Annotated in this window: 15 protein-coding genes; 14 read left to right on the plus strand and 1 reads right to left on the minus strand. The window is 72.8% G+C overall.

The annotated features are described in order from the left end of the window. Window position 1 precedes the first annotated feature (1 nt). From O7602_RS30580 to O7602_RS30630, 11 genes are read left to right on the plus strand one after another with little or no spacing between them, the layout of a single operon-like run. Entirely contained in the window at window positions 2–1,723 is a 1,722-nt protein-coding gene (locus tag O7602_RS30580; protein ID WP_281586057.1) for an acyl-CoA dehydrogenase family protein, read from the plus strand. Beyond that, window positions 1,723–3,429, plus strand: coding sequence for an acyl-CoA dehydrogenase family protein (locus O7602_RS30585; RefSeq protein ID WP_281586059.1), 1,707 nt, complete (start codon window positions 1,723–1,725; stop codon window positions 3,427–3,429). The genes O7602_RS30580 and O7602_RS30585 overlap by 1 nt, the downstream gene beginning before the upstream one ends. Further along, window positions 3,426–3,698 carry an acyl carrier protein gene (locus tag O7602_RS30590; RefSeq protein WP_281586060.1) on the plus strand — a complete coding sequence of 91 codons (273 nt, stop codon included), beginning with the start codon at window positions 3,426–3,428 and terminating at the stop codon, window positions 3,696–3,698. Before O7602_RS30585 ends, O7602_RS30590 begins: the two co-directional genes overlap by 4 nt. After that, window positions 3,695–4,624: a 3-oxoacyl-[acyl-carrier-protein] synthase III C-terminal domain-containing protein gene (locus O7602_RS30595; RefSeq protein ID WP_281586062.1), complete on the plus strand. Its 930-nt coding sequence runs from the start codon at window positions 3,695–3,697 to the stop codon at window positions 4,622–4,624. The genes O7602_RS30590 and O7602_RS30595 overlap by 4 nt, the downstream gene beginning before the upstream one ends. Window positions 4,625–4,633: 9 nt before the next feature. After that, complete coding sequence (locus tag O7602_RS30600; protein ID WP_281586063.1) at window positions 4,634–6,013, plus strand: ATP-grasp domain-containing protein; 1,380 nt, start codon at window positions 4,634–4,636, stop codon at window positions 6,011–6,013. Then, window positions 6,010–7,266 (plus strand): diaminopimelate decarboxylase, encoded by a 1,257-nt coding sequence (gene lysA, locus O7602_RS30605; protein WP_281586065.1) that lies wholly within the window; start codon window positions 6,010–6,012, stop codon window positions 7,264–7,266. Before O7602_RS30600 ends, lysA begins: the two co-directional genes overlap by 4 nt. Before the next feature lie 36 nt (window positions 7,267–7,302). Beyond that, the gene (locus O7602_RS30610; RefSeq protein WP_281586066.1) at window positions 7,303–7,578 is read left to right on the plus strand and encodes an acyl carrier protein; all 276 of its coding nucleotides are present in this window, start codon (window positions 7,303–7,305) and stop codon (window positions 7,576–7,578) included. A gap of 5 nt (window positions 7,579–7,583) precedes the next feature. After that, window positions 7,584–8,423: a hypothetical protein gene (locus O7602_RS30615; protein WP_281586067.1), complete on the plus strand. Its 840-nt coding sequence runs from the start codon at window positions 7,584–7,586 to the stop codon at window positions 8,421–8,423. Continuing rightward, entirely contained in the window at window positions 8,420–9,073 is a 654-nt protein-coding gene (locus O7602_RS30620; protein ID WP_281586069.1) for a hypothetical protein, read from the plus strand. The genes O7602_RS30615 and O7602_RS30620 overlap by 4 nt, the downstream gene beginning before the upstream one ends. Beyond that, a complete protein-coding gene (locus O7602_RS30625; RefSeq protein ID WP_281586070.1) occupies window positions 9,070–10,227 on the plus strand; it encodes an acyl-CoA dehydrogenase family protein in 1,158 nt (385 codons plus the stop codon). The genes O7602_RS30620 and O7602_RS30625 overlap by 4 nt, the downstream gene beginning before the upstream one ends. After that, window positions 10,220–10,903: a 4'-phosphopantetheinyl transferase superfamily protein gene (locus O7602_RS30630; protein WP_281586072.1), complete on the plus strand. Its 684-nt coding sequence runs from the start codon at window positions 10,220–10,222 to the stop codon at window positions 10,901–10,903. The genes O7602_RS30625 and O7602_RS30630 overlap by 8 nt, the downstream gene beginning before the upstream one ends. Window positions 10,904–10,955: 52 nt before the next feature. Here O7602_RS30630 and O7602_RS30635 read toward each other — a convergent pair whose 3' ends face one another. Continuing rightward, window positions 10,956–12,035: an inositol-3-phosphate synthase gene (locus O7602_RS30635; RefSeq protein ID WP_281586074.1), complete on the minus strand. Its 1,080-nt coding sequence runs from the start codon at window positions 12,033–12,035 to the stop codon at window positions 10,956–10,958. A 169-nt stretch (window positions 12,036–12,204) separates the two neighbouring features. Here O7602_RS30635 and O7602_RS30640 point away from each other — a divergent pair, with 169 nt between their 5' ends. From O7602_RS30640 to O7602_RS30650, 3 genes are all read left to right on the plus strand, one after another. Further along, window positions 12,205–13,356 carry a histidine kinase gene (locus tag O7602_RS30640; RefSeq protein ID WP_281586076.1) on the plus strand — a complete coding sequence of 384 codons (1,152 nt, stop codon included), beginning with the start codon at window positions 12,205–12,207 and terminating at the stop codon, window positions 13,354–13,356. A 28-nt stretch (window positions 13,357–13,384) separates the two neighbouring features. Next, window positions 13,385–14,050, plus strand: coding sequence for a response regulator transcription factor (locus O7602_RS30645; RefSeq protein ID WP_281586078.1), 666 nt, complete (start codon window positions 13,385–13,387; stop codon window positions 14,048–14,050). A 113-nt stretch (window positions 14,051–14,163) separates the two neighbouring features. Beyond that, window positions 14,164–16,269: an MMPL family transporter gene (locus O7602_RS30650; protein WP_281586080.1), complete on the plus strand. Its 2,106-nt coding sequence runs from the start codon at window positions 14,164–14,166 to the stop codon at window positions 16,267–16,269. Window positions 16,270–16,278: the final 9 nt, after the last annotated feature.

The raw sequence follows: 16,278 nt of genomic DNA on the forward strand, positions 1-16,278 counted from the left end.
GATGGCCGCGCCCACCCTGCCCCTGGCCGCGACCGTGGCCCGGCAGCTCGACGAGCGGCTCGGCGACCCGGACGACGCCGACGTCGTCTTCAACCACGCCCGGGTCGCCGCCGCGGACGAGATCGAGGCGTTCCCGGCGGAGATCTGCGCGCACCTGGACCGGCTCGGCCTGCCGGCGCACTACGTGCCGGCCGCGTACGGCGGCGAGCTGCGCGGCTTCGACACTCTGGTCCAGGTCCTGCGGGTGATCGCACGCCGGGACCTGACCACAGCCATCGGGCACGGCAAGACGTTCCTCGGCGCGGCCTCGGTCTGGGCCCGGTCGCCGCGGGACGAGGCGGACCTGGCGCAGGCCCGTGCGCTCGCCGGCACGGTCCTGGCCGGGGTGCCGGTCTGCTGGGCACTCACCGAGCCGGGCCACGGCAGCGACCTGCTCGCCGGTGAGGTCTCGGCGGTCCGGCACGACGACGGGTACCGGGTGACCGGTACGAAATGGCTGATCAACAACGCCACCCGGGCCGGTGTGGTGTGCCTGCTGGCGCGGACCGACCCGGCCGGCGGGCCACGGGGGTTCACGGTGCTGCTCGCCGACAAGCGGGAACTTCCCGCGCAGTCGTACCGGTGCCTGCCCGGGGAGCCGACCCACGGCATCCGGGGCGCCGACATCAGCGGGATCGTCCTCGACGACGCGCCGGTGCCGGTGACGGCCCTGGTCGGTGCGCCCGGCGCCGGGCTGGAGACGGTGCTGCGCGCCCTGCAGTTGACCCGTACGACGTGTGCCGCGTTGTCGCTCGGCGCGGCCGACCACGCGCTGGCGCTGGTCCGGCGATACCTGGACGAGCGCCGGCTCTACGGACGGCGGCTGGCCGACGTGCCGTACCTGCGGCGCGGGGTGGGCCGGCTGCACACCGTGCTGTTCCTGGCCGAAGCGGTGACCGCCCTGGTCAGCCGGGCGGTGACGGCGGAGACCGAGGAGCTGGGGGTGCTTGCCCCGGTGCTCAAGGCCCTCGTGCCGACGCTCACCGACGAACTGATCGCCGGGTGCGGCGAGCAGCTCGGTGCCCGCGCGTTCCTCACCGGCATCCCGGACTACGGACGCTTCCAGAAGGTCGAGCGGGACCACCGGATCGTCGGGATCTTCGACGGCAGCACCCCGGTCAACCGCAACGCGCTGATCAACCAGTTCCCGCACCTGGCTCGGGGCTGGCCCGGCGACCCGGTGGACGTGTCCCGCCTACGGTCGCTGGCCGACCTGCGGATACCGGTGCCCGAGCTGGATCCGGACCGGATCTCGCTGGCCGCCGGCCGTGGGTGCCTACCGTTGCGTGGGCTGGCTCCGGCGGTGGCGGCCGTCCGCGCGGCCGGTGGCCCGGCGGCCCGGGCCGAGTCGCTCCTGGCCGCGACCGAGCTGCTGCACACCGAGCTGGCCCGATACCGCCCCCGGCCGCACGACGTGGAAGCCGCCGCCTACGACCTGGCCCACCGGTACGAGCTGTGTGTGGCCGGCGCGAGCGCGGTGCACCTGTGGCTGCACAACCACGAGCACGCCGGCGCCGACCCGCTGTGGGCGGACGGGCTGTGGCTCGACGCGGCGTTGACCTGGGTGCTGCACCGCCTCGGCGCCGCGCCCGACCACCCCGAGAGCTACGACCGGGTGTACGCGGCGCTTCCCCCGGGCCGTCGCCCCTCCGTGCTCGATCTCGACGGCGCCGAGGAGGCGTGATGACCACCGTGCGGGAGTTGGAGAGCCGCTTCGGTGATCCGTGGGACCCGGCGAACCCCCTCGGGAACCGGGCCGTGCTGGCGGCAGACGAGCGGCAGGAGATGTTCGCCGACGGTGAGCGGATGCTCGACGACTTCGGGCTCAACGCCGAGTTCGTGCCGGTCGCCCGGGGCGGCCGGATGGCCGGCCTGGACCGGCTGATCCGGATGATGCGCGCGGTGTTCCGGCGGGACCCCTGCCTGGGCCTCGGTTACGGCGCCAGCTCGTTCATCGCCTCGGTCAACGTGTGGGCCGGCGGCGACGAGGCCCAACAGCGGCGGCTGGCGGAGCTGCTGCTCTCCGGCCGGCGGGTGGCGTCGGTCTACCACGAGCTGGCGCACGGCAACGACTTCGCCCGGGTGGACTTCCGGGCCGACCCGGGCCGGCCGGGCGAGCTGCTGCTCACCGGTCGCAAGGAGGTGGTCACCAACGCGCAGCGGTGCAGCGCGATGGTGATCTTCAGTCGCACCTCTGACGCGGCCGGTGGCCGCAGCCACACCCAGCTGTTCGTGGAGAAGGACGCGCTGCCCCCGGGCGGGCTGCGGTATCTGCCGCGGTTCCCCAGCAGCGGGATGCGCGGGGTGCAGCTCGGCGGGATCGAGCTGGACCGGTGCCCGGTCGACGCCGGTGTGGCGCTCGGGCCGCTCGGCTCGGCCATGGAGGTCGCGCTGCGCTCGTTCCAGCTGACCCGGACCGGGCTGCCGGCGATGACGCTCGGCGTGCTGGACACCGGCCTGCGCGCGGTGCTGCGGTTCGGCGAGGACCGGCGGCTGCGCGGGCGGCCGGTGGGCGCCATGCCCGTGGTCCGCACCGCTCTGGCCGAAGCGTTCGTGGACCTGCTGATCGCCGACTGCCTGTCCACCACCGTCGCCCGCGCCGTGCACCTGCTGCCCGAGGACACCAACGCGTACGCCTCGGCCGTCAAGTACGTCGTGTCCGGCCGGTCCATCCGGGCCATGGCCCGGCTCGGCGAGCTGCTCGGCGCGCAGAGTTACCTGCGCACCGGCGAGTACGGCATCTTCCAGAAGTTGCAGCGCGACCTGGCCCCGGCCGGATTCGGGCACGCCGCCCGGATCGCCTGCCTGGCCACCGTCCTCCCGCAGCTCCCCCGGCTGGCCCGGCGCTCCTGGGCGACCGGCCAGGAGCCGCCACCGGCCCTGTACGACCTGGGCGCCGACCTCCCGGCACTGCCGTTCGACCGGCTCCGGATCGCCTCGACCGCCGACCCGCTCACGGCGCAGCTGCTCACCGCCGCCGAGGCGATGCCGGCCGGCGACGACCGGCTGCGCGGCCTGGTCCGGCGGTTCACCGGCGAACTGGCCCGGCTGCGTACGGCGGCGCTCGGCCTGCGCCCGGCGGACCTGGCGATCGGCGGGGACCCGGCGGCGCTCGACCTGACCGCCCGCTACACCACGGTGCTGACCGCCGCGACCTGCCTGAACCTCTGGCTGGCCGAGCAGCGCCGCCCGGGCACCTTCCTGGCCGATCCGGCCTGGGTGACGGCGGCCCTGCTGCGGCTGGCCGACGAGCTGGACGGCACGTCCCGGTCGCTGCCGGCCGCGCTGGCCGGCCCGATCCACGCGGAGCTGACCCGCCGGTACGCCGCCGGCCGGGCCTTCGACCTGTCCGACAGCGTGCTGCCCGACCTTCCAAGGAGCCGGAATTGACCATCTTGCCGAACCACCGGGCCGCCGGACAGCTCCGTCCGTGGCTACAGGACCGCGTCGCCGCTTTCACCGACCGGGACCCGGCCACCATCGACACCGCCGCACCCCTGTCCGACCTGGGCCTCGACTCGGTGTACGCGCTCGCGCTCTGCGGCGAGATCGAGGACCACCTCGGGGTGCCGCTGGAACCGACGATCGTGTGGGACCACCCGAGCATCGACGCGCTCACCGAGTACCTGACCGGCCTGCCGCTGGACGCCGGGACGTGACCGCCCTCGAAGCGGTCTCCGCCTACCTGCCGCCGGAACGGGTGCCGATCGACTCGTTTGCCGGCGAACTGGGACTGACCGACACGCAGATCCGGATGTTCCACCGCTACTACGGACTGGCCGAGGTGCTGCGGGAACCGACCGGCACGATCGCCGACCTGATGCTGAACGCCGCGGCGAAACTGTCCGAGCTGCGGGGCCGCGAATCCCAGGTGCGGTACGTGGTGCAGGCCCGGACCCTCCAGGCGATCGCGCCGTACCCGGAGGATCCGCTGCACGACGTGGTACGGGCCCTCGGCCTGCGGCACGCCCAGGCGTTCGCGGTCACCCAGCACGCCTGCGCCTCGGGTCTGCTCGCCGTCGAGATGGCCGGTCGGCTGCTCGCCGAGGACGGCGAGCCGGAGGCGCTGGCCCTGGTCTTCGTCGGGGAGAAGGCGTTCACCCCGTCGGCCCGGATGATCCCGGGCACCGCCCTGATGGGGGAGGGTTGCGCCGCCGTCCTGGTCGGCACCGGCCGGCGCGACCGGCTGCTGTCGTACGCCGCGGCCATGCACGGCGAGTTCAACGCCGGGTTGTCCCTGAGCGCGGAGATGTCCCTGGAGTTCCAGCAGCGCTATCCGGACGCGCTCGCCGAGGTGATCCTGGCGGCGGTGGCCCGCGCCGGGATCACCGTCACGGACCTGGACCTGGTGCTGCCGCACAACGTGAACCGGGTGTCCTGGGTGCGGGTGGCGCGCAAGGTCGGCATCCCGGTGGAACGCCTGTTCCTGGACAACATGCCGGTCACCGGCCACTGCTTCTGCGCCGACTCCTTCCTCAACTACGTGGCGGCCCGCGACCTGGGCCGGTTACGGCCCGGCGACCGCTACCTGATGGCCGCGGTCGGGCTGGGCTCGACCTTCGCCGCCGCGGTCTTCGAGCACTGATAGGACGCTATGACGACGACACAGGAACCTTTCGTCAGACGGCTGCGGACGGCGCTGCTGGGCACCGACCGGACCCCCCTGGTGTTCCTCGGCAACTTCGAGGTCGAGCAGCGGTGGGGCGGTGACGAGCCGGGCCTGCCCCGGGTCGCGCTGACCGCGGGTGACGCGATGGTGAACCGGATGGACGAGTTCGCCCTGCTGCTGGCCGGTCCGGACGACCACGTGGTTCTCAAGGACCAGCCGGACCCGGAGCACCTGGCCCACCTGGAGAAACTCGGGGCCGCCCTGCCGCATCTGCTGGTCACCGACCGGCAGGACCCGCACCACACGGTGACCCAGGACGCGCTGGACAGCCCGGCCCTGCTGACCCGGCTGTCCGCCCTGGCCGGGGCGGCGGCGATCGTCCCGCACGGCGTCTCCGCGGACGAGGAGGCGCTCGCCGCGCGTACCGGGGTGGCGCTGGCCGGGTCGCCGGCGGCCGTCTGCAAGGCCGTCAACGGCAAGATCTACAGCCGGCGGATCGCCACCGAGCTGGGGCTGCGCCAGTCCGCGGGCTGGACCTGCGAGACCATCGAGGAACTGGACGAGGCGGTGGAACACGCGCGGGCTCTGCTCGCGGCCGGGCGGCCGGTGGTGCTCAAGGACTCGTACGGGGTGTCCGGCAAGGGCCTGCTGCTGATCCGGGACGAGGCGCGCCTGGACCAGATCCACCGGACGCTGCGTCGCCGGGCCGACCGTTCCGGCGACCACCGGCTGGCGCTGCTGGTCGAGGAGTGGGTCGCCAAGACCACCGACCTCAACTACCAGTTCACCGTGTTCCGCGACGGCGGGGTGCACTTCGACTTCGTCAAGGAGGCGGTCACCGCCAACGGCGTACACAAGGGGCACCGGATGCCGGCGGGGCTGACCGCGCGGCAGCTCGCGGCCGTGACGCACAGCGCCGCGGCGCTCGGCGCCCGGCTCGCCCGCGACGGCTACCACGGCGTGGTCGGGGTGGACGCGATGCTCGACCCGGAGGGCGGCGTCTACCCGGTCGTGGAGATCAACGCGCGGCACAACATGTCCACCTATCAGGTCGGGCTCCAGGAACACCTGGTGCCGGCGGGCTGGTGCGCGCTGGCCCGGCAGTATCCGCTGCGCCTGGCCCGGCCGCTCCGCTTCGGCGAGGTCCGTGACGGGCTCGGGCCGTGGCTGCTGGGCGACGCCGGCCGGGCCGGAATGGTGGTGCAGAACTTCTCGACGGTGAACGCCCTGGTGCGGGAAGGCACGGGGGCCGCCGACGGCCGCCTGTACGGCTTCCTGACCGCGCCGACGACCGACGAGTTGATGGCGATGGACGGGGAGATCGCGGGCCGCCTGGCGGCCGTGGCGGAAGGAACACGACGGTGACCGGAGAAGTGGCGATCCAGGGCGTTGCGATGTCCGAACTGGCCGAGCGGTTCGGCACGCCCCTCTACGTGTACGACGGGGACAGCCTGCGTGGGCAGTACCTGGGGTTGCGCGAGCGGCTGCACCCGGCGATGGAGATCTTCTATTCGCTCAAGGCCAACCCGAACGTGGCCGTCTGCGCCCTGCTCGGCGCGCAGGGCGCCCGGGCGGAGGTGTCGTCCATGGTGGAGCTGCGCACCGCGCTCGCCGCCGGGGTGGCCCCGGGCGACATCATCTTCCTGGGCCCCGGCAAGAGCCGCGCCGAACTTGAGGCGTGCCTGTCCGAAGGCGTCTTCGCGCTTGTCTGCGAGTCGTTCGGGGAGCTGGCGCTGATCGACGAGCTGGCCCGGGAACGGGGCGTCATCGCCCCGGTGATGCTGCGGGTCAACCCGAGCTTCGCGGTCAAGGGCTCCGGCCTCACCATGGGCGGCAAGCCGCGCCAGTTCGGGATCGACGAGCAGCAGCTCTTCGACGAGGTCGACCTGGTCAAGAACCATCCCGGGGTACGCGTCCTGGGCGTGCACGCCTACCTGGGCACCCGCATCCTCGATCCCGAGGTGGTCGCCGAGAACGCCCGCCGGATCATCGACCTGGCCGAGCGGCTCGCCGAGCGGCTGGACTTCGTCCTGGAGGCGGTCGACGTGGGCGGTGGCCTCGGCGTGGCCTACTTCCCCGGCGAACCGGACCTCGACCCGGCCGCGGTCGCCGGCCTGCTCAACCCGGTGGTCGAGGCGTTCCAGGCCGCGCACCCCGGGGCCCGGCTGCTGCTGGAGCTGGGCCGTTACCTGACCGCGCCGTGCGGCACGTACGTCACCCGGGTGCGGTACGTGAAGAGTTCCATGGGGGAGCGTTTCGCGGTCACCGACGGCGGCACCAACCACCACATGGCGGCCGTCGGCATCGGCTCCTACGTCAAGCGCAACTTCCCGATGCGGCTGCTCAACCGGGCCGGCACGGACGCCGCCCCGTGGAACGTCACCGGCCCGCTGTGCACGCCGAACGACACCGTCGGCCGCAACGTGGAACTGCCCGAGCTGCGGCCGGGCGACCTGGTCGGCGTGCTGCGCTCCGGCGCGTACGGCCCGAGCGCCTCACCTGTGCTCTTCCTCAGCCACGGCCACCCGGCCGAGGTGCTCGTGGACGGCGGCCGGGCCCGCCTGGTCCGCCGCCGCGACACCGTCGAGGACCTGCTCGGACCGCAGATCCTCGACTGACGACCCATCCCGACCGGCACACACAGGAGGACCGCCATGACCATGGCTTCGGAGGCCACCGTCGACCGCGCCGCGGTCGTCGACCACGTGATCGACGCCGTTGTCGCGGTGCTGAACCGCGACTCGGTCCAGGTGACCGAGCAGACCCGGCTGATGGACGAGCTGGGCCTGGACTCCACGAACGTTCTCGAGCTGCTGATGCACATCGAGGACCGGCTGGACGTCGTGATCGACTCGGACACGCTGGAGCAGCACCACTTCGAATCGGTCGGCAGCCTCGCCGACTACATCCTCGAGCAGGGCCTGGCCTGACGCCGATGTTCCTGTCCATCGCTCCGGCCCCGTCGACCCGTACGGGTCGGCTCCGGCCGACTCAGGTGATCGCCCGCCGGTTCGGCCCCGACCCGGAGCCGTACCGGGGCGATCCGCTGCTCGAGGAATACCTCTCGGACATGACCGAGCTGTACGGCCGCCGGTTCGACCGGGACCGGCACGCGGCGGCCGGCCGGAACTCGTTCACCGACATGGCGGACCGCCTGGTGCGTGATCTCGACCTGGCGGTGCCGGTGGACCTGATCGCCATCGCGCACTCCACCCCGGACGCCGACCCGCGCCGGGTCACCGCCTGCTATCTGAGCGAGCTCGTGCACGGCGATCCCCTCGCCTTCGCGGTGTCCGACCAGGGACCGGTGGCGGCGTTCACCGCCCTGCGGCTGCTCGGGACCTACTCCGGCGACTTCCCGGGCTGCCGGGCGTTGCTGCTGGTCCTGGAGCAGACGACGATGTCGTACGAGGTGGTCGGGGCCCGCTATCCGGTGCCCGGACACGACGCCGGGGTGGCCGTGCTGCTCGAACCGGCCGGCTCGGACGGGGCGACCGTGCACCAGCGTCCGGACGTCGCGCCCACGGCGGTCGGGACGCTGCTCGACGAGCTGGTGCCGGCGGACGCCGTCGTGATCGCCGGTCCCGGCCTGACCGCCGGCCCGGGCCGTCCGGTGGTCCGGGCGCCGGACCTGGGCGCGGCAGGTGTCTGGGCCGAGTTCGCCAGGCACCGGGCGGGCACCGCCGGGCCGATCGCGGTGGCGGACCACGACCCGGTGTCGGGCACTCTCTGCGCGGCGGTCTTCGCCGGCTCGGACCCGGAGACCCGGTCGTGATCGCCGACCAGGCCCGGCGCAGCGCCCGGACCGGCGGGCTCACCGCCACGCTCACCACGATGCACGACACGCTTGCGGGCGGGGTCCTGCCGTGCGGCCCGACCGGGTGCTGCGTGCTGCCCGAGCCGACGCTGCGCGACGCCGGCCGGGTCTGGACCGGGGACACGGTCGCCGCCCTGGACCCGGCCGCCGTCGAGCGGCTCGGCACGGTCGAGACAGCGGACGGCCGGCTGGCGGCCGTCCGCTACCGGGGCGCCGCCGACCCGGCCGGCGCCCCGGCGCCCTGGCCGGAGTGGATGGCCGCGCTGGCCGGGCTCCGGCTCGGGCTGTCCGAGGCACTGCTCGACCTCACCGTCGCCCACCTCGGCGACCGCCGCGCCGGGGACACCCCGCTGTTGCTGCAACAGATGATCAAGGGCGCGCTGGCGGACGTCGTCACCGAGCAGATCGAGATCAAGGTCCGGCTGACCGGTACGCCGCCACCGGCCGGATCCCTGGCCGCCCTGCACCGGCAGATCACCACCGCCGACCGGATGCTGCTGCGCCTGCTCGGGGCCAGCGGGTTCGTCGCGGACGGCCCGGGCCTGGCGGTGAACGCGTCGGAGTTGCTGGCCGACGCCTGGATCGGTGGAGAGGGGTGGACGGCGTGATCGAACTCGACGACCGGCTCGGCACCGCCCGGGCGCACGCCCGGGACTGGGCGCGCGACCTGCGCTCGACGGCGTTGGAGCTGGACCGTGACCCGGACACCGTGTACCGGTGCCTGGACAACCCGGCGGTACGGCACCTGTCCACCATGCTCATCCCGGCGCCGTGGCTGCCGGACCGGACGCTCATCGGCGGACACCGGTTCGACGGCATGACCGCGATGGAGCGAGTGGTGTTCGCCGAGGAGATCGCCGCCGGTGACGCCGGCATGATGCTCGCGTCCCCCGGCGCCTCGCTGTCCGGGGTGCTCATCGACCTGCTCGCCGACCAGGACCAGAAGGAGTGGTTCTACGGCCGGCTACTGGCCGCGCCGACCTGGACCTTCTTCGCGCTCACCGAACCCGACCACGGCTCGGACGCGGCGGCGATGGGCACGACGCTCGACCCGGACGGCGACGGGGGCCTGCTCCTGCGGGGTGCCAAGCGCTACATCGGCAACGGCGCCCGGGCCCAGGTCGGCGTCGTCTTCGCCCGGGACCGGCCCGGCCCGCTCGGCGCCACCGCGGTGCTCGTCGAGACCGACGCGCCCGGCTTCAAGGCCGAGCCGATCCCGACGATCGGCCTGCGCGGCGCCCAGCTCAGCGCGATCACACTCGACGGCGTGCCGGTCCCGGCCGGTCGGGTGCTCGGGCACCACCTCAGTCCCACCCGGCGCGGGGTGTGGAGCGGCGTGCAGATGTTCAACCGGCTCCGACCGGGCGTGGCGGCGATCGCCCTGGGCATCGCCCGGTCCGCGCACGACTACGTCATCGAGCAGCGTGGTTCGCTGTCCAAGGCCGATCGGCTGCGTTGGGAACGCACCGGCCGGCGGATCGACGGCGTACGACAGCTCATCTGGCAGGCGGCCTCGATCGTGGACGCCCAGCCGGCGAACGGCCACCTGGCGTCGGCGGCGAAGGCCCGGGCGGCCCGACTCGCCGAGGAGGTGACGCTTGAGGCGCTCGACTACTTCGGCCCGGGCGCGCGGCTGACTCAGCCGATGCTGGACAAGCTGATCCGCGACGCCCGGGGGGTGGAATTCATGGAAGGCACCGGCAACATCCAGCGACTCAACACCTTCCAGGGCCTCATACAGGGCAAACTCGGCCGTGACTGACCCGGGCGGCGTCGACGTCTGGACCGTACACCTGGACCGGGACGTCGACGCCGCCCACTGGCTCAGCGCGGCCGAGCTGCGGCGGGCCGCCGCCGTCGGCGACCCGGACGGACGCCGCCGCTTCGTGGTGGCGCACGCCGCGTTGAACGCGATCCTCGCCGACCGGCTGGACCTGCGCCCCACCGCGCTGCCGCTGCGCCGCAACCCGCGCGGGCGGCCGTACCTGCCGGGCCGGTCGCTGCACTTCAGCCTGGCGCACGCCGGGGATCGGGCGTTGATCGCGGTCGCCGGCCGGGAGGTCGGTGTGGACCTCGACCATCCCCGGCCGGGGCTGGATCCGCGGCGGATGGCCGCACGTTTCTTCACCCCCGCGGAGGCCGCCCGGGTGGCGGCGGCGGGCACCGCGGCCTACGCGGCGTACCTGCGGCTGTGGACCCGCAAGGAGGCGTGCGTCAAGGCCGCCGGCGCGCGCCTGGCGCTCGGGCTGCGGCTGCCGGTCCCCGGCGCGGCGGGCGGGGCGGTGGTCCGCGACCCGTCCAACCGGCTGCCCGGCGCCTACTTCCTCCGGGACCTGCCCGACCACGGACTCTTCCGCGCTGCCGTGGCACTGGCCGGCACGGATCCGGCACGCTGCCACCGCCGCGAGTTCCGCCGCGATCTCCGACGGAAGCCGTGACGGACGACGACGGGGGAGCCGGACGTCCGGCTCCCCCGTCATCGTCCGACGGTCAGCGTTCGACCTCGCCGCGGATGAAGCGCTCCACGGCGTCCCGGGCGGCGGCGTCGTCGTACTGCTCGGGCGGCGACTTCATGAAGTACGAGGAGGCGGAGAGGATCGGCCCGCCGACCCCCCGGTCCAGGGCGATCTTGGCCGCCCGGACCGCGTCGATGATCACGCCGGCGGAGTTGGGGGAGTCCCAGACCTCGAGCTTGTACTCCAATTGCAGGGGCACGTCGCCGAACGCCCGCCCCTCCAGGCGCACCAGCGCGTACTTGCGGTCCTCCAGGAACGGCACGTAGTCGCTGGGGCCGATGTGCACGTCGCCGGCGGCCATCTCGCGGGGCACCTGCGAGGTGACGGCCCGGGTCTTGGACAGCTTCTTCGACGCCAGGCGCTTACGCTCCAGCATGTTCATGAAGTCCATGTTGCCGCCGAAGTTGAGCTGGTAGGTGCGCTCCAGCCGGACCCCGCGATCCTCGAAGAGCTTCGCCAGCACCCGGTGGGTGATGGTGGCGCCCACCTGCGACTTGATGTCGTCGCCGATGATCGGCACGCCGGCGTCGGTGAACCGGGCCGCCCACGCCGGGTCCGAGGCGATGAACACCGGCAGCGCGTTGACGAACCCCACCCCCGCCTCCAGCGCACACTGTGCGTAGAACCGGTCGGCGTCCTCCGATCCCACCGGCAGGTATGACACGAGGACGTCGGCCCCGGACTCGCGCAGGGTACGCACCACGTCGACGGCCTGCTCGTCGGACTCCTCGATCATCTCCCGGTAGTAGTCACCGAGACCGTCGAACGTCGGGCCGCGCCGCACGACGACCCCGGACGGCGGGACGTCGCAGATCTTGATGGTGTTGTTGCCGCTCGCGACGATGGCCTCGGAGAGGTCCCGGCCCACCTTCTTGGCGTCCACGTCGAAGGCCGCGACGAACTCGATGTCGCCGACGTGATAGCCGCCGAAGGCGACGTGCATGAGGCCGGGAACGGTGTCGGTGACCCTCGCGTCCCGGTAGTACTCAACGCCTTGCACCAGCGACGCGGCACAGTTGCCGACCCCGGCGATGGCGACGCGGACTGCGCCCACGTGGTGCCTCCTTCTCTCTTCGACTGAACTCCATTCAACCGATCCGCTCGTTCCGGTCTCCACCTCGATGTCCTGAACAGGACATCGACGAGGGCCCACCTCGCGTGGGTCCCGGCCGGACGGTTCCGGGGCCGCATACTGGGGACCGCCGTGCGTTGAGGAGCCGATCGTGCCGTTGTCCATGTCCCTTCCGGCCACCGTCCGATCGCGGGCCTGGCCCACGCGGCTGCCCCGCAACGCCACGCTCTGGCTGGACGGGTTGATCGCATTGGCGGTGTTCGTCGGCACCGCCCTGCCGGTGACGTTCTCGCAGGACGGGAAGGTCTGGCACATCCTGGTGGCCGCCGGAGCCTCGCTGCCGCTGATCTGGCGTCGGCGGGCTCCGCTGCTCACCACGGTGACCGTGGGCCTGGCGATCAGCGTCCTCGGGCTGTCGCACCAACTGCCGCCGCTGCCCTTCGGGCCGCTCGTCGCGACGTACACGTTCGCCTTGCTGAGCCCGTCGCCCTGGCGGCAGATCGCGATCGGGGTGCAGGCCGTCGGCGTGGTGGTCTCGCTCGTGGTGCCCGGCGAGAGCGCCGCCACCTTCGGATACGTGGGGATGGCGTACGTGGCGGCGTACAGCATGGGGATCGCCTCCCGGGGTCGCGGCGACCGGATCGCGGTGCTCGAGGAACGGGCGGCCCGCCAGGAGGAGGAACGAGCCACCGCCGCCGCCCGCGACCGCAACCGGATCGCCCGCGAGGTGCACGACATCGTCGCGCACACGGTCGCGATCATGGTGGTCCAGGCGGAGGCCGGGCCGGTGGTGGCCCGCACCGACCCGGCCCGGGTGGAGAAGACCTTCGAGGTGATCGCCGAGAGCGGCCGGTCCGCGATCGCCCAGCTCCGGCGATCGTTGGCCGCGCTGCGTTCGGCGGAGGGCGAGGAGCCGCCGGCCCCGGTGCGCGGGGTGGGCGACGTGCCGCAGCTGCTCGGCGAGGTGCGTCAGGGCGGCCTGGAGGCGGCGCTGCGCTGGCGCGGGCAGCAGCGGCCACTGCCCGCCGACGTGGACGCCACGATCTTCCGGGTGGTGCAGGAGGCGCTGACCAACACCATCCGGCACGCGCGGGCGTCGATGGTGGACGTGCTGATCGAGTTCGGTCCGCGCGACATCCGGGTCACGGTCACCGACGACGGTGTCGGCGCGGTGGACGTCGGTGGCGGATACGGAATGATGGGCATGCGGGAGCGGGTCACCGCCTGTGGCGGTGAGCTGTCCGTCGGAGCGGGTCCCGACGGCGGCGGCTTCACGGTGAGCGCCGTCCTGCCCGCCGAGTGAGTTGCTACGTATCGAGGAGTGGCGCCCCATGGTGCGCATCGTGGTCGTCGACGACCAGGACCTGGTTCGGGGCGGCTTCGCCATGATCCTGGACGCGGAGCCGGATCTGACCGTGGTGGGCGAGGCGGCGGACGGCCTGGAGGCCCTGCGGGTGGTGGCCGAGAAGAAGCCGGACGTGGTGGTCATGGACATCCGGATGGAGGGCCCGATCGACGGCATCGAGGCCACCCGCCGGATCTGCGCCACCACGGACGCCCGGGTGCTCATCCTCACCACGTTCGACGTCGACGAACACGTGCACGACGCGCTGCGGGCCGGCGCGAACGGCTTCCTCCTCAAGACCATGCGCCGGGCGGAGCTGGTCGAGGCGGTCCGGGTGATCGCCAAGGGGGAGGCGCTGCTCGCCCCGACGGTGACCCGGCGGGTGATCGCCGACCTGCTGCGTCGGCCCCGGGGCGCGATCCGCCCGCCGGCCCGGTTGGACGAGTTGACCGGCCGGGAGCGGGAGACTTTGTCCCTGGTCGCCCGTGGGCTCTCCAACGCCGAGATCGCCGCCCGACTGACGGTGAGCGACCACACCGTCAAGACCCATGTCAGCAACGTGCTGGCCAAGCTGGGCCTGCGGGACCGGGTGCAGGCGGTGGTCTTCTCCTACGAGGCCGGCCTGATCAGTCCCGGTGAGGATCTCGACTGAACGCTCTCCCTCGCACGGGTGAGTCCAGATTTCGCTCTCGGCGGCGATCTGCTGGGGCGCTCGCTTCTTCAGGATGAGATCACATCGATTTTTATGTCCTGAGGAGCTGTGTGATGATCCGTGTCGTTACGCGTTTCGCTCGCCGGCGCCCCGCCGTCGTGCTCGTCATCTGGCTGGTGATCGCCGCGGCCGGGTTCACGGTCGGCAACGGCGTCTTCGCCCGGATGACGACCACGGTGGGTGCCATCGCCGGCAGTGAGTCGCAGCAGGGCGCCAAGGCGCTCGGTGACGCCAAGCTCGCGCCACCCGTGATCAACGCGGTCATCTCCGGCGGCTCGGCCACCGACCCCGCCTTCCGCACCAAGGTCTCCACGGCGCTCACCGAGCTGCGCGCCACCGACGGCGTGCTCGCGGTGAACGACCCGTTCGCCCCCGGGGCCCCGGTCGCCACCGACGGCGCGGCGGTCGTGGTGAACGTGGAACTGGCACACCAGGGCGACCTGCTGGCCGACAAGGTGCGCAACCAGTTGACCGGGATCGACGGGACGACCGCGGTGGTCGCCGGTGGGCCGCTCACCGACCGCGAGTTCAACGACCAGGCCACCTCGGACACCCGGCGAGCCGAGATCATCTCCGCGCCGTTGCTGCTGCTCCTGCTGCTGTTGGTCTTCATGTCGCTGATCGCCGCCGGGCTGCCGCTGCTGATCGCGCTGGTAGGCGTCGGCGGCACCTTCACCACGCTGCTGGTGATGAGCTTCTTCACCGACGTGTCGATCTACTCGATCCAGGTCACCACGATGCTCGCCATCGGTCTCGGCGTCGACTACGCGCTGCTGATGGTCAGCCGGTTCCGGGAGGAACGGGCGCTCACCGAGGACGCGGCGGAGGCGCTCGTGCGGGCCTCCGAACGCGCCGGCCGTACCATCGTCTTCTCCGGTCTGACCATCGCGGTCAGCCTGGCCAGCCTGGTGGTCTTCGCCGATCCGTTCCTGCGGTCGATCGGCGTGGCCGGCGCCGCCGTGGTGCTTATCGACATGCTCGCCGCGATCACCCTGCTTCCCGCGCTGCTCCAGTTGCTGCGTAACAGGATCAAGCCGGTCCGGGCGCGGAAGGAGCGCGGCCGGTCCTTCGCCGCGGTCGCCCGTGGGGTGCAGAAGATGCCGGTGCTGACCCTGCTGGTGGTGCTCGCCGGCCTGATCGTGGCCGGACTGTCGGTGACCAACCTGAGGCTGGACACCAGCAACCCCAAGTCGCTGCCGGCCGACAGCGCCACCCGCCAGCTCACCGAGGAACTGCGGGAGCACTTCCCGGCGCTCGCCGGTCCGAGCGCGATCACGATCGTCGCCCGGACCTCGGCCGACGACCCCGACCTGGCCGAGTTCCGGCAGCGGGTCGCCGCGGTACCCGGCGTGTCCGGGGTGTATCCGGGGCGCAGCGGCGGCGGGTTGGCCGTCCTGCAGGCGACCCCGAAGAACCCGACGAGCGACCCGGACACCATCCGGGCGGTACGCGACATCCGCGCCCTGAACGCCCCCTTCACGGTGCAGGTCACCGGGGACGCGGCCCGCCTCAGCGACTATCAGCAGGAGCTGCGCGACCGCCTCCCGATCGCCGGCGGCATCGTGCTGCTTGCCACCTTCATCCTGCTGCTGGCCTTCACCCGATCGGTGCTGATCCCGCTGAAGGCCGTGCTCACCAACCTGCTGAGCCTGGTCGCCGCGCTCGGTCTGGTGGTCTGGGTGTTCCAGGAGGGCCACCTGGTCGGCCTGCTCGGCGGTGAGCGGCTCGACGGCATCGACCTGACCGTGCCGGTGGTGGTCGCGGCGATCGCGTTCGGTCTCTCCACCGACTACGAGGTCTTCGTCCTGTCCCGGATCCGCGAGCGCCGGTTCGCCGGCGCGGCCCCGGACCAGGCCGTCCGGGAGGGCCTGCAGCGCAGCGGCGGCATCGTGACCGCGGCTGCCCTGCTCCTCGCGGTCACCTTCGCCGGGTTCATGACCGGGGGCTTCGCCCCGATCAAGGAGGTCGGCCTGGGCCTGGTGCTGGCCGTCCTGATCGACGCGGTGATCGTCCGGATGCTGCTGGTTCCGGCGACGATGGCGATTCTCGGACGCGCCGCGTGGTGGGCGCCCCGCTTCCTGGGTGGCCGGCCGCCGGTCCCCTCCGCCCCGGCCGCCGGTGACGTGCAGCCGGAGCTGACGGCCACCGCCCAGGGCTGAAAGACCGGG

This window comes from Micromonospora sp. WMMD1128 (assembly GCF_027497235.1).
In the GTDB taxonomy this organism is placed as follows: domain Bacteria; phylum Actinomycetota; class Actinomycetes; order Mycobacteriales; family Micromonosporaceae; genus Micromonospora.